22 protein-coding genes are annotated in these 20693 nt (G+C 58.4%); 1 reads left to right on the top strand and 21 read right to left on the bottom strand.

Going from position 1 to position 20693, the window contains the following annotated elements:
- Positions 1 to 96 precede the first annotated feature (96 nt).
- Together GCN78_RS16855 and GCN78_RS16850 are read right to left on the bottom strand one after the other, a co-directional pair.
- Positions 97 to 1095, bottom strand: coding sequence for a S49 family peptidase (locus GCN78_RS16855; RefSeq protein WP_152252716.1), 999 nt, complete (start codon positions 1093 to 1095; stop codon positions 97 to 99).
- Positions 1096 to 1126: 31 nt separating this feature from the next.
- A complete protein-coding gene (locus GCN78_RS16850) occupies positions 1127 to 1696 on the bottom strand; it encodes a hypothetical protein (protein ID WP_152252715.1) in 570 nt (189 codons plus the stop codon).
- Positions 1697 to 1769: 73 nt separating this feature from the next.
- Here GCN78_RS16850 and GCN78_RS16845 point away from each other — a divergent pair, with 73 nt between their 5' ends.
- Positions 1770 to 2099: a hypothetical protein gene (locus GCN78_RS16845; protein ID WP_152252714.1), complete on the top strand. Its 330-nt coding sequence runs from the start codon at positions 1770 to 1772 to the stop codon at positions 2097 to 2099.
- A gap of 2 nt (positions 2100 to 2101) precedes the next feature.
- Here GCN78_RS16845 and GCN78_RS16840 read toward each other — a convergent pair whose 3' ends face one another.
- The 19 genes from GCN78_RS16840 to GCN78_RS16750 form a co-directional block, all read right to left on the bottom strand.
- Complete coding sequence (locus tag GCN78_RS16840) at positions 2102 to 4978, bottom strand: conjugal transfer protein TraG N-terminal domain-containing protein (protein WP_152252713.1); 2877 nt, start codon at positions 4976 to 4978, stop codon at positions 2102 to 2104.
- A gap of 25 nt (positions 4979 to 5003) precedes the next feature.
- Entirely contained in the window at positions 5004 to 6425 is a 1422-nt protein-coding gene (locus GCN78_RS16835) for a conjugal transfer protein TraH (protein WP_152252712.1), read from the bottom strand.
- A gap of 10 nt (positions 6426 to 6435) precedes the next feature.
- The gene (gene traF, locus GCN78_RS16830; protein ID WP_152252711.1) at positions 6436 to 7290 is read right to left on the bottom strand and encodes a conjugal transfer protein TraF; all 855 of its coding nucleotides are present in this window, start codon (positions 7288 to 7290) and stop codon (positions 6436 to 6438) included.
- Positions 7287 to 7700, bottom strand: coding sequence for a hypothetical protein (locus GCN78_RS16825; protein WP_152252710.1), 414 nt, complete (start codon positions 7698 to 7700; stop codon positions 7287 to 7289). The genes traF (GCN78_RS16830) and GCN78_RS16825 overlap by 4 nt, the downstream gene beginning before the upstream one ends.
- Complete coding sequence (gene traN, locus GCN78_RS16820) at positions 7694 to 9007, bottom strand: conjugal transfer protein TraN (RefSeq protein WP_152252709.1); 1314 nt, start codon at positions 9005 to 9007, stop codon at positions 7694 to 7696. Before traN ends, GCN78_RS16825 begins: the two co-directional genes overlap by 7 nt.
- 2 nt (positions 9008 to 9009) lie before the next feature.
- Entirely contained in the window at positions 9010 to 9783 is a 774-nt protein-coding gene (trbC, locus tag GCN78_RS16815) for a type-F conjugative transfer system pilin assembly protein TrbC (protein WP_152252708.1), read from the bottom strand.
- The gene (gene traU / locus GCN78_RS16810; protein ID WP_152252707.1) at positions 9773 to 10780 is read right to left on the bottom strand and encodes a conjugal transfer pilus assembly protein TraU; all 1008 of its coding nucleotides are present in this window, start codon (positions 10778 to 10780) and stop codon (positions 9773 to 9775) included. The genes trbC and traU overlap by 11 nt, the downstream gene beginning before the upstream one ends.
- Complete coding sequence (gene traW / locus GCN78_RS16805) at positions 10777 to 11472, bottom strand: type-F conjugative transfer system protein TraW (protein WP_226939676.1); 696 nt, start codon at positions 11470 to 11472, stop codon at positions 10777 to 10779. The genes traU and traW overlap by 4 nt, the downstream gene beginning before the upstream one ends.
- Before the next feature lie 12 nt (positions 11473 to 11484).
- Positions 11485 to 12009, bottom strand: a complete 525-nt coding sequence (gene traF, locus GCN78_RS16800; protein ID WP_226939675.1) for a conjugative transfer signal peptidase TraF — start codon at positions 12007 to 12009, stop codon at positions 11485 to 11487.
- On the bottom strand, positions 12006 to 12350 hold the full coding sequence (locus tag GCN78_RS16795) for a hypothetical protein (RefSeq protein WP_226939674.1): 345 nt from the start codon (positions 12348 to 12350) through the stop codon (positions 12006 to 12008). The genes traF (GCN78_RS16800) and GCN78_RS16795 overlap by 4 nt, the downstream gene beginning before the upstream one ends.
- A 5-nt stretch (positions 12351 to 12355) precedes the next feature.
- Entirely contained in the window at positions 12356 to 14923 is a 2568-nt protein-coding gene (gene traC / locus GCN78_RS16790) for a type IV secretion system protein TraC (RefSeq protein WP_152252704.1), read from the bottom strand.
- 26 nt (positions 14924 to 14949) lie between these two features.
- Entirely contained in the window at positions 14950 to 15612 is a 663-nt protein-coding gene (traV, locus tag GCN78_RS16785; RefSeq protein ID WP_152252703.1) for a type IV conjugative transfer system lipoprotein TraV, read from the bottom strand.
- Between the two features lie 2 nt (positions 15613 to 15614).
- Positions 15615 to 16391: a DsbC family protein gene (locus GCN78_RS16780; RefSeq protein ID WP_193316765.1), complete on the bottom strand. Its 777-nt coding sequence runs from the start codon at positions 16389 to 16391 to the stop codon at positions 15615 to 15617.
- Complete coding sequence (locus GCN78_RS16775; RefSeq protein WP_152252701.1) at positions 16375 to 17757, bottom strand: TraB/TrbI/VirB10 family type IV secretion system protein; 1383 nt, start codon at positions 17755 to 17757, stop codon at positions 16375 to 16377. Before GCN78_RS16775 ends, GCN78_RS16780 begins: the two co-directional genes overlap by 17 nt.
- A gap of 6 nt (positions 17758 to 17763) precedes the next feature.
- Positions 17764 to 18570, bottom strand: a complete 807-nt coding sequence (locus GCN78_RS16770; protein WP_152252700.1) for a type-F conjugative transfer system secretin TraK — start codon at positions 18568 to 18570, stop codon at positions 17764 to 17766.
- On the bottom strand, positions 18521 to 19123 hold the full coding sequence (gene traE / locus GCN78_RS16765) for a type IV conjugative transfer system protein TraE (RefSeq protein ID WP_193316764.1): 603 nt from the start codon (positions 19121 to 19123) through the stop codon (positions 18521 to 18523). Before traE ends, GCN78_RS16770 begins: the two co-directional genes overlap by 50 nt.
- Positions 19124 to 19139: 16 nt before the next feature.
- Entirely contained in the window at positions 19140 to 19439 is a 300-nt protein-coding gene (gene traL, locus GCN78_RS16760) for a type IV conjugative transfer system protein TraL (protein WP_092804423.1), read from the bottom strand.
- Between the two features lie 44 nt (positions 19440 to 19483).
- On the bottom strand, positions 19484 to 19864 hold the full coding sequence (locus tag GCN78_RS16755) for a hypothetical protein (protein ID WP_226939673.1): 381 nt from the start codon (positions 19862 to 19864) through the stop codon (positions 19484 to 19486).
- 171 nt (positions 19865 to 20035) lie between these two features.
- A complete protein-coding gene (locus GCN78_RS16750; protein WP_193316763.1) occupies positions 20036 to 20605 on the bottom strand; it encodes an OmpA family protein in 570 nt (189 codons plus the stop codon).
- Positions 20606 to 20693: the final 88 nt, after the last annotated feature.

Raw genomic sequence — 20693 nt, 5'->3', positions numbered from 1 at the left:
GCAGTATCGGCCACAAGAAAGCTAGCCAATTTGCGCCGTATTTTTACTTGACATGGATTGCATACCGTACTGAATTGCACCTCCGCTCTCCCTCATCTACCTGAGCTGAAACCTCTGCCTCGCGATGATGTCGTCGAGCGAAGAAATGAGCGATGTTGAGACCAGGGCACCCATTTGGCCAAATCCACCAGGATGTGGTCCAAAGTTGAATGCAGTCCCCTCCTTTTGAGCATCCACGAAGTCATCCACCGTGCCGATGGCATCGATCAGGCCAATTTCCTTTGCCTCTAACCCGCTCCAGATTTCCCCGCTGGCGTAATTGACATCGTGCCGCAGGACGCGGCCGCGCCGTTCCTCTAGTTCGCGCAAAAAGGTTCGCCCTACCCTGTCCACCAAATCCTGCGCCTTGGCTTGCGCGTCCTGGCTAGGCGGTGTGAACGGATTCAAGAATGCTTTCAGGTGACCGGATGCATATACCTGCTGCGAGATTTCCAGGCGGTCCAGCGCACGCGACAGTTGCCATGGCGCGATGATGGCGCCGATCGATCCCACCAGACTGTATTTCCCTGCGATGATCTTGTCGGCGTGCAAGGCAATCATGTAGGCAGCCGATGCGCCGACGTTGCTGATCGCCGCCACTACTGGTTTCGGGTGCTTTTTCCTGAAAGAGTGAATCGCGTTTCCGATACGCTCGGCCTCGACCGGCGCGCCGCCGGGACTATCTATCGCCAGAACTATCTGCGTAACGTTGCTGGACTCAAACGCCCGCTTCAGGGCCGGCACGATCTTGTCTGCGGACGCGAGTGAGGTTGCAGCGATCTCGCCTTCGATGTGCACTATGCCTATGACCGGGCCGAAGGGACCTATTTTAAACTGCAACATTTGCATGAAAAAGTACAGGCCGAACAGGAGTGGCATGAGAACGAGCAACGACTTCAGCGTCAAGGTGAGGCGGCGAGCAAATTTCCGATCCCGTTCAAGCGCCAGGCGTTCTTCCCTGAATCCCGCGCGTTGTTCGCGTATCTCAGCCAACATCAGTAGTGCGAGATTGGCGGCCTGCAGTTCAGCTTGACTCTTATCGTCTTTGTTTTCCATGGCGTTTCCTTGGGGGGCTAGGCGCGATAAGTTAGCGACAACTGCCCCCCCAACCCAGTACGACAGTTTCCCAGGTCATCTTGTCACCACACGTTTTTTTTTCTTCTTCTCTCCGGTTGGGCTGTGCACTGTGCATAGGCGCGCCTTCCTCGATCATGGCCTCCGTCGGTTTTGTTTTTTCCATTTCGGCTAATGCGGCGGTGGCTTCTTTGAGCTTTGAGATTGGGCAGCGCATAACAAAAGCCTGAGGATATTCTTGCGTGCTCGCTGCTTCTCGCGTGACATTGGAAACACTACATAACTGAGCAGTAACTACCCGAAAATATTGATCGTCGAAAGCGATGCCATCCTCAGAATGGAGCAGCAAGAGCTGGCCATTCTTACAATGACTTGTTATAAACCGCAGAGCTAGCCGAGCGTAAATAACGTTCTCGTCTCGCGTGCGTGCTTCGACGAAAGTTCGTTGGGACAATCTATACGTCGTCATCGTCGACAAATCGCAGACTGAGTCGTCTGTGGGCTTTTGTGCGAGTGCAACCGCTTGCACCGATGAAACCGTAAATGCGAAAATTAGAGTAATAGTCATATGCAATAATTTCATAATGGGAATCCCCCTCCCTTGATAATTTCTTTGTTTTTGCTAATATATATAAACACATATTTTCGAGGTCATCGTGAAAGAAATGAAACAAATGTTTCTTTGTGGACTTGCCGGTGCAATAATCGGAGTTTTGTTGAGCTTTGGCGAACCTTTAGTGTTAATTGCTGTGGTTGCAGTTATGGGATTTGTTACGCTCTTATTTTTATATTGGATAATTTTTTTGATTGTATTTATTCATGAAAAAATCCCCAAAGAGGCTCACTTTAATTCGTCGCATTTAGTCATTGATGCGAATGAATATGAATGTAGTGGAACTAAATACTTTAGCAATCCAGCCTATCGATTAGACGAAAATGGAGATCCTGCCTTAGACCCCCAATGCCTCATGCGAGAACCGCAATAAAATTATCGCTTCTTAAAAATTTCTTTCAGTTTTTTAAAACCTTTGGCTCCAACTTCTTTTATTCCTCCTATAACGATGTCTGGATCCTCGGTAACTTGTTTATTCGCCTTGCCGAACAACGATTTGTTCGATGACACGTTGCCAGACGGCGTCTCGACAATTCCACTGTCGTTTCTAAATTTTTGTCGCGCTTTATTTTTGTCCGCCTCGGCTTTTTCGTCTATTTTTTCTACATCTAACTGAACTTGCGTAGGCGTTTTTTCAATTCTAGCTCGCTCTGCTGCCATCCAATCTTGTCCTTCTACCGGTAGAGTCGGTCCATCGTGGTTTTCAGTACTGTTTGCAGAATTATTTGGATTTTTCGAATGGGCCCGTGATTTGTTAGCCTGATGCTGCTTGTCGATGTCTGGATGCAGTGATGGATTTTCTTTCATGTTCCGATACGCCTCTCTTACTGATTCAAATGAGTTTGGAAGTTTGCTGTTCGTGGTTGGCAATATGGGTGTGTTTGCAATGCTCCCAAGATACGAATCGATAATGATTTTGGCGGAGGCACTATTCTGGTTGTGTGACAAAAGTGACTCAAACAGTTGAATATTTTTCGGATCCTTTGCCAGATCAAGATTAAAAGATTCACCACGTGAATGCGCTGCCGATATAGTAGTCGCATAGTTTATTTGTTCACGCAACGTCGCATCTGCACGCGCCGAAGTCGCAACCGTCTGTGTGATTCGGGATGCATTTTCGGTGGCTGTCCGTTGATCAGAAGTAACGGAGTTCAATAGACTGGTATTCTTTCCAAGTGTCTCTGCCCACTCTTTAAATTTGGAAACTTCGTCGTTACTGAGATAATTTTTGATCTCCGTTTCTTTTTTGTCTATGGAAGCGGAGTACTGTTTTCCGCCACGGCCTGTTATTGCAAATCTGCTGCCAGGAATTACACCGACCTGCGGTGTACCAATGTTGAGATCCGCTGCTACCCCAAAAGCTACGTGTGCAACCTGTTGCTCGCTGGCCCCCACGGCTTTCCCAATTACGTTGGCAATTTGCTTTAGTTCTTGCGCACGCGCGCCAAATTCTTCAATACTGTTCCTTGTGACACCTTTAGACCGATTCGTTGTAACGCTAGTTCCGTCGACATGCAGCAGGGCATTCGAGAAGGCGGCAGCTTTGTCCCTTGTTGCTGCGACAGCTTTCGACTCGGCTGCGGATACTTGTTGAGTGGCAGCTGCGACATGATTTTCCGTGACCTTCCCCTCCACTGTTCTGGATACTGGTCCTTCATTAGACAATGCCTTAACCGCAGTCAGCCCAGACAACACATTGGTGGTGAAGCTATTTCCTGAAAGATCGTTTTGCCGATTCCTGAAGAACGGTGACGAGCGGACAGGCGTCAAGGTCTTCTGATCCATGGCGATATTGCCCATGGATACATTCCCCGTTGCGGCCGAATTGGTGGCGGTGGTCACATTTCCTTGCAGCAGGCGCGTGCCATCGATGAGCGCGGTGCCAAAGTTCTCCATGCGCTTGAGAGCGGCCCAGGCAATGAAAGGAATACTCAGCGTCATGTAACCGACCACTGCTTCGCCGGAAATCGCTGTGGAAAAAATGTCTGATGACGTTGTCAGCGACAGGGCGTTGACCCCGTTGCCTACGCTGGCCGAAGCGGCCAAATCGCGCATTGCATACATGGTCGCAGCGTAGTTGAGGATGGCATACAACGGCGGCCAAAGCTGGATCCAAATAAGCACAGACGCATAGTTCTTGAAGCCAGCCACGGTATCTTTGCCGTTAGCCAACATAAGGAGCAGGATCATCAGCGGGAAAATTGCGTATGCCACCACTTCGACCACGTTGCGGATTACAGGCAGTGCCTGTTCGGCTACTTTTCCAGCGTTGATCCATGCCGCATTGGTCTGTGCCGCCGCCTGCGCGCGGCCGATAGCCAGCAGCATCGTGGCCGGATCGTTGACCTTTTGGCTCGCCAGAAGGCTGGTGTCGTTCACCGCATTGATGAGTGCGTTTTGGCGGATGATATCGGCTGCTGTGGCCGAGGCGTCCGCGATCCTTGCTTTGATATAAGCCTGCTGAACCTGGTCTGCGATCAGCGCCGCTGCGACCGGTCCGGGTAGCGTCGGATTCATTCGGAATGCCAGTGTGCCCTGGATACGCTGTACTTCGGCAGGCATCTTTGCCGATAGCTTGGTATATGCTTGCGGACAGGGAAGCAACTCCGCAGTGCCGGCCGCATTCGTGACGCCGGTAAACCTGGCAGGATTGGGATCCCCCATGAGCGCCCAAACGTCACCAGAGGTCGCAAATGCTTCCGGTGAAATGTAGCCAGAGGCCAGATCGTACATCGTGCACTGGTGCAGAAAATTAATCAAATCGTTCCTGAAGTACGGACTTTGGAACACGACCTTGGACGTTTCGCGCACCAGCCGGCTGCCGAACATGAGTCCATTGTTCTGATAGCTCAGCTTATCCGGCATGCCGGCCGGCCCCGGGATCACCTGCATGGCCGCCTCTTCGAGTTCTGTCAGGCTGTTGCCGACCGTACTGGTCAGCGAAGCGAGCACCGCCAGACCGAACGGTACGTTGTTAATGAAGACTTCGGCCGAACCTCCTGTCTTGTCGACGATGCCGACGGTCACCTTCGGCACCACGAGTACTGAAAATACCAGGACTACCGAGGCGAGCCACTTCCAGCCCACCATCTTTTCCGGAGCGAAAGCATAGCCGACAAGGGCAGCCACGAAGCCACACACGACGGTGATGCCAAGCGCATTGCGGTAGGTATTGGCGCCGACCATGGCAGCAACCGCGTTCATGAGTCCGTACAAACTATCCGAGTTTTGATAAGCAAAAATTTCCCACATGATATTTCTCCTCGTTTTCCGGTCATCAGTGCATGTAGGCTGCCCGGCGACCTAACATATCAAGCACATGCTGCGGAATATTGGCGCGAATATGCCGTTCCAGGTGTTCCAGGTCGTTGGACACCTCCGTGAGGGAGTTCACCTTCTGGTACACGAGGGTCTTTTCGCGGGACAATTGGGCCAGCATGTCCTTGGCGCGCAGCCGGATTTCTTGGGCTCTCCCCTGCTGTTTCATGTCTAAAGTAAAGTCTTTCTCCAGGGCTTGCATCCCCAACCGCAGGTTCTTCTCCAGAAACATGTAGGCGTAATCTGCGGCAATCACATCCCGATACGTGGCAATCAGCTGCTCATTGGCTGTGGCAGAGGGAAACGATGCACCGATCGACAGCATGCGGTAGACAGGCTCACTGGTCTGGTTCACAAAACCGACCTCCGGCGACATGTTGGGAATCGGTGTGCGCGTCTCGATTTTGTAGGCGATCGAGCGCATCAGCTTTTCGACCTTGACTGTAAACGGGGTATGGACGTACTCGGGGTCGATGGTGACCTGGTCGCAGTTGGTGTAGTTGTTGCAGCGCAGAACCGTTTGGTGGACGTTGCCGCTCCCGGCATCCGACTGGCCATAGAGCAGCTGGGAGATCGATGTGAAGGTCGGTGCGATCGGGTTCGGGTCTCGTCCTTCCGGATAGAAAATAACGGTCCCGACCATACTCATGATCATTTCCCGCTCCTTGTCGTCCAGGTAGTTGCCGGCGAGCTTAAGCGATTCCCAGGTGAGGTTGCCGACAAACGGCGCCTTGTTTTTGACCAGGGGATCGGAGGATTTGCGCGCCGTATCGAGAATGGAGCCCTTGTCGGATTTGCAGCGGACGGCTGCGGCGGCATAGTCCGATTCGAGGCCCAGCGAGACGGCGATGTCCTCGCAGGCCTTGCTGGAGCTGAACCCCGTGGCCTCGGCGGCCGACGAGACCAGGGATTTGGCGGTGTTGCAGGAATTGATTTGCGCATTCGTCATCATGGACTCGAGGTTTTTGGTCCACTTGGTGATACCGCCGAGCATCGGGGACACCGATTCGAGCGCGAGCTGAAACGCCACGCCAGGTAGCGCGGAGGTGACGTTTTTCAGCATGTTCTTGAATTCGGCCGCCGAAATGTAGGAGAACGAGCCGCCGAAAAGATCGATGCCGCCGCAGCCAGCTTTGGCCGTCGGGTAGTTGATGGCCATGAGTTGATACGTCTTGTTCGGCGCGCGCAGCATCAGGCTGCCGCCGCTATAGGTGTTGTAGACCTGTCCACGGAAGGCGCCCGGCGCCGAGTAGTTGCCGATGGCGCCGAGGTCGTTGAACATCTTGTTGACCTCGGCATTCAGGTCACCGGCCGAGGCGGGATGGATGTACAGGCTGCTGGTGGACAGGGATAGTGCGATGATGAGTTTGCGCATAGGCATGATGAGCTCCTTAACGAGATGAGTAATTGGTTGTCAGCGGCGCTTCGACGGCTTCTGCGGCGCGCGGCCGCAGGGCGTCGATCCGTTCCACCAGCTGGCCTTCCGACAGCACGCCAAAACCGACCGGCATGATCTTGCCGGTGATGGGCTGTGCCAAAAACAGCGCCGGAACTTGCTTGACGTTGAGCGTGGCGGCGGTACCGTTGTCGGTGCGGGCATTGGTAAAACCCGGCACCGCGCCGCCATCCAGGCTGACTGGCAGCACCTGGATACGGTATTTCGTGGAAAATGCCCGCAATACCGGCCCATAGGCATGGCAGTACGGGCAATCGCCACGGAAGAAGAACATGAGGATGTGGTCGCTCCCGATGTTGGCGAGGGCGGAATATCTCTCCTGCATTTGCACCTGTTCAAAGACCTCCAGCGCCTGGGCATTGACGGGGCGGCCCTGCGTGGTGGGGTCCAGGTCCGGATTGGCCCACGCCACTTTCTGCGACAGGTCGGCGAACAGCGAGGCATTCCTGAGGACCTTCGATTCGAGTTCCATGTAGCGGCGCACATTGGAGATAGTTGGATGCATGACGGCGACGGCCTTGAGCTGTTCCAGCTGCACCTGTAAATCGCGCAGCGCCTTGACTTCAGGCGGTGGCTGCGGCCCGGTGGGTTTTGGTAGCGCGACTGGCGCAGGCGATACTGAGGCCTTCTGCGGTTCGTGTATTGCCGGGTCGTCATAGAAATGCCAGCCGCGCCGCACAGCGGCCTGCGCGCCAGCAGCGTGGCCTATTGCAGGGACACTGGCGGGAACCTGGGCGTGCACTGCTCCGCAGGCGAGCAGCGCTGCCAGACAGTAGGGATACCTTCTCATGGCGTTTTCTCCAGACGCAGATTGGCGGGCGGCGGGCCATTGCGGCAGTAATTGATGCCGATATCGATCGTTTGCCTATTTGGTGCCTGCGCTGCCGCGAGCCTGACGCCTTCCTGCCAAAATCGGACGTTGAGCCGGCGGCAGCCGTCTTGGGCGTAACGGGCCAGTGTCGTAACTTCCATGAAAAGTGCGGAGGTGGCAGAGAAGCGCCGGGTGATCGCGTCCGCCAGCTCTCCCGTCAACATGCCGGCTGCACGGCCGTCGGGTGCATCGATGGCCGCCAACATCAGTGCTTTCGGATCGTTCACCGCCACGCGTGGTGTGGCTTCCGGGGCCGCACTGGCTGCGGCGCCGAGCATGGCGGAGCAAAGGGCAAGAGAAACTTTGTACGTCGTGGTTCGATTCAGCATTTCCCTCTCCCCAGATAACAGCTTGGCGCGCGCTGAGCGGCAGTGTCCTTGAGTGCCGCCACGTTGGGCAGCGTCGGCACGATCGAGGCATAGAACTCGGTCAGATCCAGTTTTGCGAAGTCGATGCTTTGCAATTGATCCACGCTAAAACCGGAACAGGCAGGATTTTTGGGTGCTCCCCACCCTATGCCGAGCTGCGCCCTCCCCTGTTCGTTGATCATCCTGGCCAGGCGCGAGTTAAAACAGCATTTGGAGGTCGTATGCTCGATGCACGCCACGCATTTCCCTAATACCCGGATGCAGGAGCTGCACCAGGTGCCGATGGTGTGACATAGCTGGGCGCCCTCCTTCATCGCCAGCTTGCCCTCGCCGGCGTTGCAGGACATCATCGACACCGCGATGTACATCACCGCAGTCATCGCCAGGCTCCAGGGATTGAACGCGATCGCCAGGTGTTCGGTAGTCGCCAGCGTGACCGATCCCGCCGGCAGCGCCGTGCCATTGACGGCCACCGTCACGCCAAACGTCGTATAACTGCCGCTGAAACCGCCACTGGTCAGCAGCGCCTTGGCGCCTTGCGTGATGAACTCGCGGTTGCCACTGTTCATCAGGATGTCGAATACCAGGCGCGAGCCGATGCCAAACAGGGACTGGTTAGTAAAGTGGGCCCCGGCGCCATCGGTATAGCAGCAGTTTTTGAGGAGCCGGTTGCGGCAGGTATTACCCTCGCCATTGAACAAAGTCATGGTCTTCGGATCGAGATAGACGCCAGCCTCACGCACGGCCTCCATGTAGGTCATGACCTGCGCAAAATCGACGTCATTCGTATAACTCGTACTGAAACATTGCGTACCGAGACAGAACGTTTTTGGCGCACAAATAGCGCCAGCGGGGCAGCCGGTGGTGTACGCGGCCAGCGTCGTCTCGGCACTCAAGGGATCGCGGGCGATGGCTTGCGCGGCGGCGATAGCCGGATCGGTGGCCAGCACGGGCGGGCGCGGCGTGTTGGCCGAGTTCAGGGCACCCACTTGCGCCGCGCACGCCGGGTCGCCGGGTGTCAGGGCGCAGGCCGCCAGGTGGGTACTGGCATCGCTTTTGAGGTTACTCTTGCCGTGGTAGACGGTTTCGGGTGGCGTCAGCGTATAGCCGGGCACGTGGGCAGTGGCGCTCTGGGTGGTGACGCTGGCCCGGGCCGCCTGGTTGGCAGCCGTGGCGCCGGCCAGATCCTCGTTGACTTGCGCCAGGACAATGGCAGGCTGCACGCTGCTCAAGCAGCAGGCGGTCGTCAGGGCGATCAGGCGGCGCATGGCTATTTTCCGATCTTGTCCAGGAAGCGGCCGGCGCTGTCGGCGAAGCGCGGTGCGCGTTGCTGGATGGTTTTAAGCGCGTAGTCAAGCGAGACGTCGCCGGCGACGCGAACATAAGCATCCGGCGCGAAACAACTCCCTGCCCCGCAGGCCTGGGTGGGTGCGCCGGCACTGAGTAAAACGAAGGTGGGTGCCTGGCGTACGGCAAAGCGGTCAAATGCCTGCGGATCGATTTGCCATGCCACCTTGCGCTCGCCCATGATTTTTTGGACATGCACCACGGTTTTGACCAGTGATCCGTCGTCCAGGCCCCGTAGTAACAGGGTCGCCTGCAGCTGTGCAGCTTGCATTGCCAGCTTGTGCAGCGCAGCTTCCGGCATGGCAAAGGTCACAAAAACCAGCAGCCGGTCGCCATTTAACGCGGCAAGCGCGATTGGGTTAGATGCCGCTTCGTAGCCTTTGGCCATGGCGCCCAGATCGACGGGTGGCGTTGGGCGAGGCTGGGGCAAGGCGTCGATCCGCATCCGTGGGGTAGTGGAAGTAGGCCCTGGCGGCGGGTCTTGCGGCATGGAATGGGTGTGCATGGCGCGCGCGATATCCTGCTCGGTGATGACCGGCTGCAGCTTTTTGGCGCGTTCAATGTCCGCGTCAGTGATCGTTGGTATCGCCTGCGCCGCCACGACCTGGGCCAGGAACAGAGAACTTAGCCCTGCCATGGTACGCAGTGCAGCAGGCCTGGCGTCCGCAGAGGGCACTTGGATCGAATTAGTAGCCAACACAGCAGTTCCTTTTTCGAAATAACATAAACGCAAAATCTTCGCCCTTGACGGGGTATTCCTTGCCCGCTCCCCAGGCGATGGTGGTGCGGCCAAAAGGCTGGCAGCATTTGCCCAGTTCCTTGTCGGTGGCCGGAACGGGATACGTCAGCTGGGATTTGTAGGCCGTCTTGTCCATTTCCGGCAGGAAGTACGGACCGCACAGCCCTTTATGGCCATGCATGCCCCATGTCAGCAGTTCTCGGTGCATCTTGGCAGTGAGGCGCTGCATCATCAATTCGGCGGTGCGCACCCCGCCCACGTGGTAGGCCGCGTGGCCATCGAGCGGGAAAAGACCTCCCTGGCAGCCGGCGCACCAGAACAGTTCTGAGCGGCCAAATCCCGTCGTGGCGGCAACGCAGTCCGCAGCGCAGGCGGCGACGGCGCCGGGATTGGCGAAGAGCACCGTTTCCGGATTGATTATTAAGGTGAGCTCATCGTCGCCCCATAAGGGGTCGACCTCGGTCATGTACGCGATGTCGAAGGAGCCGGCCTCCAGGCAGGGGAAATCGGCGACCGCCTTGAGCCAGTACATGACAGGATTGACATAAAAATGCGCCTGGTAGAAGGCGTCCTGGGCGCCGCCTGCGTCCGTGGCCCTGGCGGCTTCCGGCGCAGGGATGCCCGGATTGAGATCGATGCCACCCAGGGACACCAGGCAAAACGGTTTGCGCACCACTTCCACGTGGCGCACGGGTTCCCAAAAGCCGATGGACAGGCCGATCACCGGATTGACTTTGCACGAACAAATCGGACTGGACGGATTGGCGGTGTCTTCCTGGCCACCCAGGTTGCCCAGGGTGACGCTGCCCAGGGAGATCGGCAGAATGCATGACCAGCAGATATCCGTGATCGGGTTCGGGAAGGCGCCAGTGCAGGTGCCTGCCGGCGCCGCCTGGGCATGGCCTGCCACGATGAGGAGCAGGATCAAACCGATGGTATGTTTGAATGGGCTCATCTGGCCACCACGATTTCGTCGATGCGCAGGCGCATGCCTTGCTGGTAGACCAAGGCCGGGACATGCCGGATGCCAAAGCGCCCTACTAATCTGCCCTGCTGATCGAAGTAAATGCGCGTTTTCCACTGTTTCATCAGCTCCAGATACGAACCGCCGACGAGTACCGGCTTGATCCGTGCGCCATCGCGTTGAAGCAGAGTGCGCGCCATCCTTGCCTGTGCCGGATCGCGCGCGTCAAAAAACAGCAGCTTTTTCGACATGGACGTGATCGCAAGCGGGTTGGTACGGGTGCCGGCGGCGAACAGGACGTGACCTTGTGCGTCGAGGATGTTCTTGTCGAGCACATAGGTGGGGTCAACATAGACGGTTCGTGGTGCCTTCGCCGGCGTTAAACCCGCCACCGGCGCCGGGTTGGCCACGGCCGCCCTGCCTTTGGCGATCGCCTGCTCCTGCAGTGCGTGAAGCTGGCCGCTCTTTTCCAGCGCGCGCAGGCGCTGGGCAATCATCTCGAGCAGGTTTTGCTCGGCAATCGGATACGTCGGCCCGATCGCGGCCAGTTCCTCGGCCTTTGCCAGTGCTCCCATGAGGCCACTGGCCAGCACCAGGATCGATAAGGCGCGCATGGCCAGCTCACCGCATGGCAGGCAGACGAAGCGTAGTGTCGCAGGTGTCGGCTCAAGCAATACCATCATTTTCTCCTCGCGTCAAAAGATCGGAATGACGACGCCCAGGACCGCATCGGCGCGTACCAGGCCATTGATGCTGTAGCGTGAATCGAAGCTGTCCGGGCTGGTGCCTTGCACATAAAAATACGATGGCGGAATCACCATCTCGGCGATGGGATCGAGCCGGAGATGTTTGACGTTGGTATGGGTCTTGGCAAAACCGACTTCCTCACCATTGACGAACACGTGGCGATCCCGGACGGTCACTTTGTCGCCAGCCACGCCGCGCACGATCTTGAAGAACGGCTGGTGGTGCAGGCCGGGGAAGATGCGGTCCGCCGCCCCTTCGAATGCATAGACCACATAATCTCCGCGACGGATGCCGTTCGCCCGGTAGTCGACCACTGCGACCGTGTAGGGCAAGCTGGGGGTCACGTTAAACAGAATCGGCAAGCGCGGGGTGGTATCGATAAACAAACGCACATAGGCGAGTGTCCAGATCGCGAGCAGCACCAGGTACAGATACCAGCGTCTGCGCGCATGCTGAAAAAAATCGCGGGTCACAGTTTCACCTTTTTCCTGAGCAATGGAGTGAGATCGATCAGCGTCGCGCGGCTGCCGATCACCGCCGTTTTGTCGACCACCAGGCATGCGCACTCTTGCGGCAATTGCGCCAACGCAGCAGCAAAGCGTGGAACGAATCGTTCAGCGTCAGATATCGCCTGCCGTCGCTCTATGTCGGTACGGCTGTTCGTCATGGCTTTAAAGACCTGTTCCTGCTTTGCATTGAAGACGTTCGCCGCGTCGACGACCCCGATGACCAGCATTGGCCGCAGCACCAGCCGGTCGTATGCCACAATGCCGATCGCCACGAAGCAGGCCGATACGAGGACGTTGATCAGCATGAGTCTCATTGGAGTCCCCTGTCGGCCAGTACCCGGGCGATGGCCTCGTCGATGGAGTAGCCCTGGGCACGCAAGGCATCAATCGGCTTGTTATCGGCGAGTTTGTTCGAGAAAAGCAGCTGTGTGGCGTGATCAATGACCAGGCGTACGACGCCTTCACCGATCGGCGACGAGACATACATTTCCGCAAAGGCGCCGGCCTCGGTGCGTAGCGATTTGAGTAGCCGTTTTTTGGCCGCATCCATGACGATGCGCTTGTTGCTTTCCAGGATTTCAATCGACTCCGGTTTTTGCCGCAGCAAGAACACCCAGTCGGAGCAGTTGAAAGCGGCTGTCATTTGCACCGAACCGTAATAGTCATCGGCGCCCTGCGTCGCGGTGCCCAGTGCACCACCATACTTGCGCGCACGCCGGGCTGCTTCTTCCACCACGGCTGCCTTGACCGGGTCGTCCGCACCGATCTCGCCAAGCTGTTGCTTGAGTTCATCGATGATCAGGAGCTTCTTGCGATCGCGGTTCAGGTACATCTCGCCGGTGATCTGGTACATCAGCAGGATATTGACGACGGCATGCAGATCTGGCTTGCGTTTGAGTTCTTCGTTTTCGATCACGACGAAGTCATTCGAAAAATCGACGTTATTCTTGCCCTCGAAGAATCGTTCGTATTGCCCGTCTTTCGAGTACGGATTGAGCATGATGGCAAGATCGCGGATGCGGTCATCGCCTTTGATTTCGAGTTCGGCAATACTGCCGGTCTTGAATTCGTCGCGCAACGCGGTGATCGTCAGATCATTGCCGTACGACTTCCATAGCTTCAGCAGGACCGTTGAAATGGCCTTGTATTGCACTTCTTGCAATTGCTGACTCATGGAACACATCTTCGCCAGGGCGGGCAACAGCATATCGATGTCTTCGTGAATGTCATTGACCGCCGTAAACGGGTTCAAAATGATCTTCGAGCGGGGGCTGAACTCGACATGCGTGCCATTGGCTTTCTTGCACAGCTTCTCGAATGAGCGCCCGAGATCCAGCAGGCGCACTTGCGCACCGCCGGATCGGTATGACCAGGCTATCTCGTTGAGGGTGACGGACTTGCCGGATCCTGGGGCGCCGACGACGGCAAAATTGTAGTTGCCCAGGTCGTTGTCATACAGGTCCAGCGTCACGAGCTGGCCGCGGCGGCCGGCGAAGATGAGCGTTGGCGTGTCAGTTCCTCGCCATTCCGCCAGCAGGGGCGCGAGATGGATGGCGTTCGCCATGGATTTGCGCGTCACCCGCTTCATCTTCTTCATATCATTGTGGAATGCGGGCGTCAGGGTCATGGGCAAGCTCGCCAGCAGCGCCTGGCGATGCATGTACACATCGGCATTGAGTTCAAAGCCGCTGGCACGCCAGATGGCCTTGGCCGCTTCTGCCGCCGCCGTCGCCTCGGCGGGCGGCGAGAAAATGGCCAGCTGGTGGTACATCGAGACGAGGTTGCCGCCGACATCCATGGCATTGGCGACTGCACTCCAGTCTTCCTGCTTCTTCTGCACGTCCGGCATGATGGCCGCCATCTTGCTACTGGCGTTCTGTGTCGCGCGGATATGGTTCGCCGTAATCAATGTCCGCGTCGTGTTCGTATCGAGGATGTGCACGCCCATGGTGAGCAGGAACGGCGCACGGTACTGCAGTGCCGGTTGCATGGCGTGGCCGATGAGCGCACCCATCTGCCAGAGGGGGAAACGTCCAGGAAACGATTTAATGGAGAAGAAGCGTGCTTCCACCTGCTGCGGCTTGCCTGGCTTCGAAAACCGGATGCCTTCGTTGGTCGGCTCCTGGACGGTATCGAAGTCCACAATCTGATCCCGCAATTCCCTACCCTCATCGTAGTTTATCCGTGGGATGAAACCATCCGTGAGCCGGTGCGGATTGGTGAACAGTGCGCACCAGTTGATTAAGTCGGCCGCTTCGCATACTTTGCTGGGTAAAGAGGCGGCGTCAAGGGTGCTTGCCATTGAGTCACGCAAACTGATGGCCGCTTCGCGCTGACCGATATCATCGGCGCGTCCATCCGTCGTGACGCTCATCATCAGTCGAAAGTCGCGCAGCGTAAAATGAAATCCCTTGGTCAGGGATTTCTGGCTTCCGGCCAGCAGATGTTGCACGCGCTGGCGCGCCAGTTGGCGATATAGATTGCTGTTCCGGGCCGGCCGGCCCCACTGCTGCGAGTTTTCATACTGATCCTCGTCTTCCATGCGCATGTTGGCATATTGGATCAGCGGGGCGCGGATGTCCGGCGAGCCAAACAGGTGAAATTGCACACCCGTGTTGGCGGGACAGTTGGTATACAGGCTTTGCAGCACTTCCACCATGCGCTCATCAGCGCCACCCTGGGGCATGAGTTCGAGCATGAAACCAAGCTGGTGATGGCGATTGATGAACAGCTGCTCGCTGTCGACATAGGGACCGTATGGTAGCCAGCTGGCAAACTGATCCTTGGCAAACTCCTCGCCTCGGCTTAATCCAAACAGATCCCAGATGCCAGCGCCGATCCCTTCACCAGCTTTTTCGGGCGTAAAAAACTTGAGCATATTTGTCCTCTCTGCATCCAACACCGCTATGGGTTTGTTGCCGGCGCTTGAGACGGCGCGCCTTCTGGAGCCGTCGTGACGGCCCCGGTGGGAGGATCGGTAAGCGCTCCCGCTGGCAGTGAGGTTGGCCGTGTTTCGGCGCCGGAGTTGGCCTGTCCGGAGGGAGACGCCGTCCCCGGAGATGACGCCTGCTGAGGTGTGGGCGGTTTCAGGGGCGCATAGGCATCACGGATCTGCCGCTGGGCATGGGCAATCTGCCACCGGCCTGGGTCTGTCTGCAGGTAGACAAAGGACTGATCGTGGAGATCATGGTCGCTGTCCTCCCACGGTTTGATCCAGAGCCGCATGACACGCGGCGGCGAGCGCAGTGCGGCGGGCTCGAACGCAGGCTGTCCTTGCATGGAACTGGCGCTGGAGGCCGCTTTGGCCATCGTGTACATGCTGCGCGGGGCTGCGCGTGGTGTTCCTTTTGTGGAAACTCCTTTGGCCGCCGCGCCGCCGCCCGATGTCAACGAGTTGTAGTAATTGCCGGATACGGAGTTGCACTGCACGCCTTCGGGCGCCTTGCAGGCATACTCGGACTTACCGCCCAGACCCGTCATGTCACCGCACCCGGCAAGAAGCGCCAGGCAAACCGCTGCGGCGGACAGGTTGTTGACGCGGAGTGAATTAGATGGAATCAGCTGCATGATTACTCCTTGGGGTTCTTGCTGGCTTGGCGGCTGGAGCCGGCCTGCGCCAGATGGGCCTCGATCGCGTTGGCATTGATAAAGCCGGTTTCCCGTGCGCCGTCAGTGAAAAAAATGGTTGGCGTACCCTGCACGCCCAATTTGCTGGCCAGGGCCAGGTTGCGGTCGAGCGGATGGGCGCATTGGACAGGTGCGCCCTGCCCGTCCAGCGTGCCGCTGACGGCGCTGCGCCAGGCAGCCAGGCGGTCGGCAGCACACCAGATGCGCAGAGGTAAAGCCTGGTCCTGGAAAGGCACCATGAAGTTATAGATGCGCAGGTTGGGGATATTCACCAGTTCAGGTTCGAGCTGGCGGCAATACGGGCAATGTGGATCGGTGAAGAGATAAAGGACGCGTTCGCCCTTGCCCTGCGTGGAGACGATCGCATCGGCCAACGGCAGCTGGCGTAAATCGATCGCCGCTGCCGTCGGTGCTGCCGGGCTGGCGGCGTTGCTCCGCTGCTGCAGTTTCGGCGCGGTCAGGTCGCGCATGGCGCGCAGATCGACCAGGCGGCCAAAAATCATGTAGTCAGGGCGGGTATCGGCGACAAAGCCGACGTTCTCTCCCATCCACACCTCGAAGACGTGGGGGATCGGCGTCGCCGTGACCGTATCAAAGGCCGTGCCGGGATAGGTTCGCTTCAGCGCGGCGAGCAATGTGTCCTCGGCCGTACTGGCGTGGGAGACAAAGGTGGCCGCGCAGGCGAGTGCGGCGAGACCCAGTCTAGTCAGCTTCGTCATTGGGAACCTCCATCGTCCGTTCTGCAAGGCCGAGCTGATCCTGCCGGTCCGCATCGCTGCGTGACATGGGCCGCGCGGGAATACGCACGCCACGGGTCAGCACCACGTCCACTTTGCGGCCCGCATGCACCTCGATGACGGGAAACGTCTGTTCGGCCAGCCGGATGTAATAGTTGGCCAGGTTGTTGAGCGCGCTCCCCATGCCGCTGCCAATGCCACGGCGGAACTGGTCGCCGGTGCCGCCGGTCGTCGTCGACAGGGTGCCAAACGGCGAAGTCGTAAATGAGCTGTTACCTTGTGCAAAACCCTGGCCGATGCCGCTGACGATCCCTGCGCGCAGTCCATTGGCCAGCAGCTGCCCCTGTTTGGAGACGAGCGTGCCGCGCAGCCCCAGGTTGCCATCCTCCCCAAAGATGTTGCCCTCGATCTTGACCTCGACCACCGAGCGGTCGTAGCGGATGCAGGAGAGCACGTCGGTGCGCAGGTACGCGCGTTCGGAACTGATGTCGCCATAGCCGGAAGCAACCACAAAGCATTCCTTGACGTCTGCACGGAACTGATTCGGCAAGATGGCGGCGGCTGAAATCTTGATGAGTGCCGGCAGCGGATTACTTTGGGCCTGGCCGCCCGTCGGGGCATCAATCCCGCCGAGCAGTTCTCCCGGCAGGATGCCGACTGGGAGGAAGTCGTCCAGCGTGTTTACTGGTTTCACCACATTGCCCCCGGCCTCCTTGGCGGCCCCGGTGTTTCCGCTGGAGTCTGTCGCGGCGCCCAGAGACACGCGGATCATGGGGGCGGGCGTCTCCGGTGGCTCGTTTGGCCGCAGTACGCCGGTGTTGCCACTGGCTGCGTCGATGGCGGGTGGGCCTGGCGGCGCGTTGCCACCTAGTGGCGTGCCGGGAGGGTACTGCAACGGAGCCGCTACAGGTGGCTGTGGTGCTGGCGGCGTGACGGGCGCAGGCGGCGCTGGTGGGGGCCCTTGTTCTGTCGTGGCGGCGGTTTTTGCTTCCAGATCCGCCAGACGCTTGAGCAAGGCTGCTTCGACAGCCTTGCGATCGCTGTTGATTTTGTCTTGCGCTTCCTTGTCGCTGTCATATTGGGCCAGCTTCTTGCCGGCATTGCCGACCCATTGATCTTCTGGCGAGATCTGGCCCGGCACCATCATGCTGGCATCATCCACATTGACGGTGGCACGTTTATCGGTCGACTTGGGAAGCTGCCGGGCGGGGTTGCCGGACTCGGAATAGGCCAGTACCGCCCACAAGACGCCAATGCAGGCTGTCACGATACCGGCGGCGGCCAGGTACTGCTGCTGCCTGGGCGTCAACCGTGCCGTGAAGGATTTCAATGTTTGCATGATGCGCATGGCGATTCACTCCCCTGCCCTGATGACATAAACCCGCGTGCTCTCGTTCGGACGCAAGTTAAGGTTGTCGATGGCGACGGCCAGGACATCGCCATCGTCGCGGTCAAATTCCTGTTCTGCGAGCACCAGCGGCGCGCCGCTGACATTGCTCAGTACATAGGTCTCGCCGATGAGGCCACGGCCTTCAAACTGGCGGATGAGCTTCATTTCCGCTTCCGCCCACAGCAGGCGCGCTTCGTCGCGCTCTTCCATCCGGACGTCGTCGGGCACCTGCTCGGAAGCCATGAACATCAGCATCGATTTCAGGGAGCGGATGAATGTGGCGGACCTCGCTGGCGCCGCGCCGACGGCATTGGCTGCCCTGGCCTGGCGCCTGGCCGACTTGTCCGAGATCACGATGGTGTCTGCGGGAACCTCCGCGCGGTTCAGGCGCAAGGTGTAGGTGGCCGTAGCGGAAGAAATAAACAGGTTGATCGGCTTGGCAGCAGTGCCCACCGGCTGAATATAGATTTCGCCTTTGGCCAGGTCGCAGGCAAGCGACAGCTGGCCGCCGGGATTGACGGCCGTGCCGGCGCCTGGCGCTACGGGCAGGCTGGCGTCGGCAGGTTTGGACGCACAGTTGCTGCTTGAATAAATGTTGCCGACGACGTCGATGATCTTGCTGCCCTCGATGCGGATGCGCGTCGGTTCATGTGCGGCGATGACCGCCTCGATGGTGGCGCCGTCCCTCACCTCTCTGGTCTGGTCGGCCCAAGCGGGAAGCTCAACGAGCCCCAGCAGCAGCCACGCCAGTGGCAGTATCCGGTTTTCCATCTTTCAACTCCTTAAAATCTTTCAAATGCACGCGTGCGCCACGGAAGACGAAGTCCGCACGGTAGGTCTTGAGGTTGTCAGAGGTATTGGCCCCGTTCACCTGGGTTTTGAGGTAGCCGGTCATCGTGACCGATTGCGTTTCTTCGTCCGGCACCAGTTGCTGCATCTGGAAATACGTGCTGGCATTGAGCTTCTTCAGTCTTGCCGCCTCCAGATCCTGGCGGGTCTTGATGCTGCCGGCGTTCTCCGGCAGGCACCAGCTGAGCAGCATGTCCTTCTTCCATTCGATCGACTTCGGCGTGACGTCCAGCATCAGGTAGGCGATATAGCCGGACATCTGCACCAGATAGTCGTTGCTGGCCTTGCCGTCCTCGATCCAGAATGTTTTATTGATGGCCGGCGGCACAATGACAGTGCGCTCCGTGCCCACAATGCGGACAATGATGGTCAACGCCAGCATCAGGCAAACAGACAGGATGCCAATGGCCAGGCGCTGGTCAAATACGCGGCGCCGCAGGGCGGCCAGGTCATCCTGATAGGTTTCCAGTTTCACGGTGCTCTCCTTGGTCCTACCCGACCATCTTGCGGATATGCGAAGGCGGGGTCGAGCGCATGGACGTCAGCGGACTGACAGGCAGGTACCAGTACGCCCAGTGCAGGACAAAGGCCGGATGCTTGTCCGCTTTTTTGCGGCTGAGCCAGCGCGACACGGCGACGCCGGCGCAGACCGCGAGGAAAAATCCGAGTTTGCTGCTGGCCAGATAGCCGACAAAGATCGAAAGGAGGACGGGAAAGGCGACATCAAAGTCCCATAGGCCAATCTTCCATTGGTCGTCCAGCCGTCGCGGAATATAGGTATCGGCTTCCATGGCGTCCTCCTTTCGTTGATGTGCAGCGTATCGGTTGGCCTGGTTCAGATCGTGGCGCCCATGATGGAGCCGCCGATGATCAGCCCGACCGCGCCGAAAATCGCCATGCCGATGTAGAACAGCACTGGGCTGAAATTACGCAGGGCGGTTAGCGAGATCAGGGCCACCACGAAGCCGATGAAACCGACCAGTGCTTTAACGCCGGGGGCCAGTGCGGCCAGTTGCGTCAGTGCGGACGTCAGCGGGCCGGTGATGCCGGTGAACGCGACGAGGTCGATGGCGGTGGCGGGAATGGCGGCGAGCAGGCCCAGGGTGATCAGGGTCAGCAGTGCCAGGACCTTGGCCGCAGTGGAGACGCGCAGGCCAAGCGGCCGCTTGCCGTGTTGTTTGAAAGGGAGAGCGGTGACGTATTGCAGGGTGTTCATGTGCATTCCAATCGTGATCGTGAAGAAAATTGCCTAAAACTGTCTGTGCGGGCGGCGAGGTGATGCGGCATGACGGCGTAGGGGGACCACGGACGGGGCATTGCCACGCGATCTTGCCCGGCCGGCACGTTACCCGTGCCGAAGTCAGGTTGATCAGGTGAGTTGGGGTTCTCATCTCTGCACCTGCCGAGGTGCGTCGGCGGTGAGGCTGAGCTCTACCCTCCTGTTGTTCTGGCGGCCCGTTTCGGTCGCATTGGCGGCGGCGTAACAGCAAGCGCCGCTGCTTTCCACCTCAAGTTGAACTGCAGGCACGTGCAGATGGCGGCGCAGATAGCGCTCGACCCTGGCCGCGCGCTGGTGTGCGATGGCATCGTTCAGGGCCGGCGTTCCGGTGTTGTCTGTTCTGCCAGCGATACGAATATGGGACGCTGGCTGCACCAGCGTGAGAAATTGCTGCAGAACGTGTTGGGCCGTTCTATCGAGGCGGGAAGAGCCCGGCGCAAAGTACACCGCAAGTTCGGTGACATCGGGCAAATCATTGTCGTTCGCTGCACCGGCTCCCACGGGTGTCCCAGCCATTGTCCGCTGGGTGCTGGCTGCGGCGATCGGGGCTTGCGGCACCTCTTCAATGTGCGCATCCCGTCTTGCCAGCGTCTTGGGCGTGCGCGTAGGACAAGCTGGATCGATACACAGGCCGTAGCGTGCCTGTCTGCCATAGTGAAGCTGAGTGATGTGCTGCATGTGCGACCCAGGCGCGGCTGCGCGGGAAGACAGGCCTGCAGGTTGTGGCTGGGTATGCACATTTTCGCAGGAGGCCATCAGCAAGCTG

The organism is Janthinobacterium rivuli, from assembly GCF_009208735.1.
Classification (GTDB): Bacteria; Pseudomonadota; Gammaproteobacteria; order Burkholderiales; family Burkholderiaceae_D; genus Janthinobacterium.
This window is presented reverse-complemented; position numbering and strand designations above follow the sequence as displayed.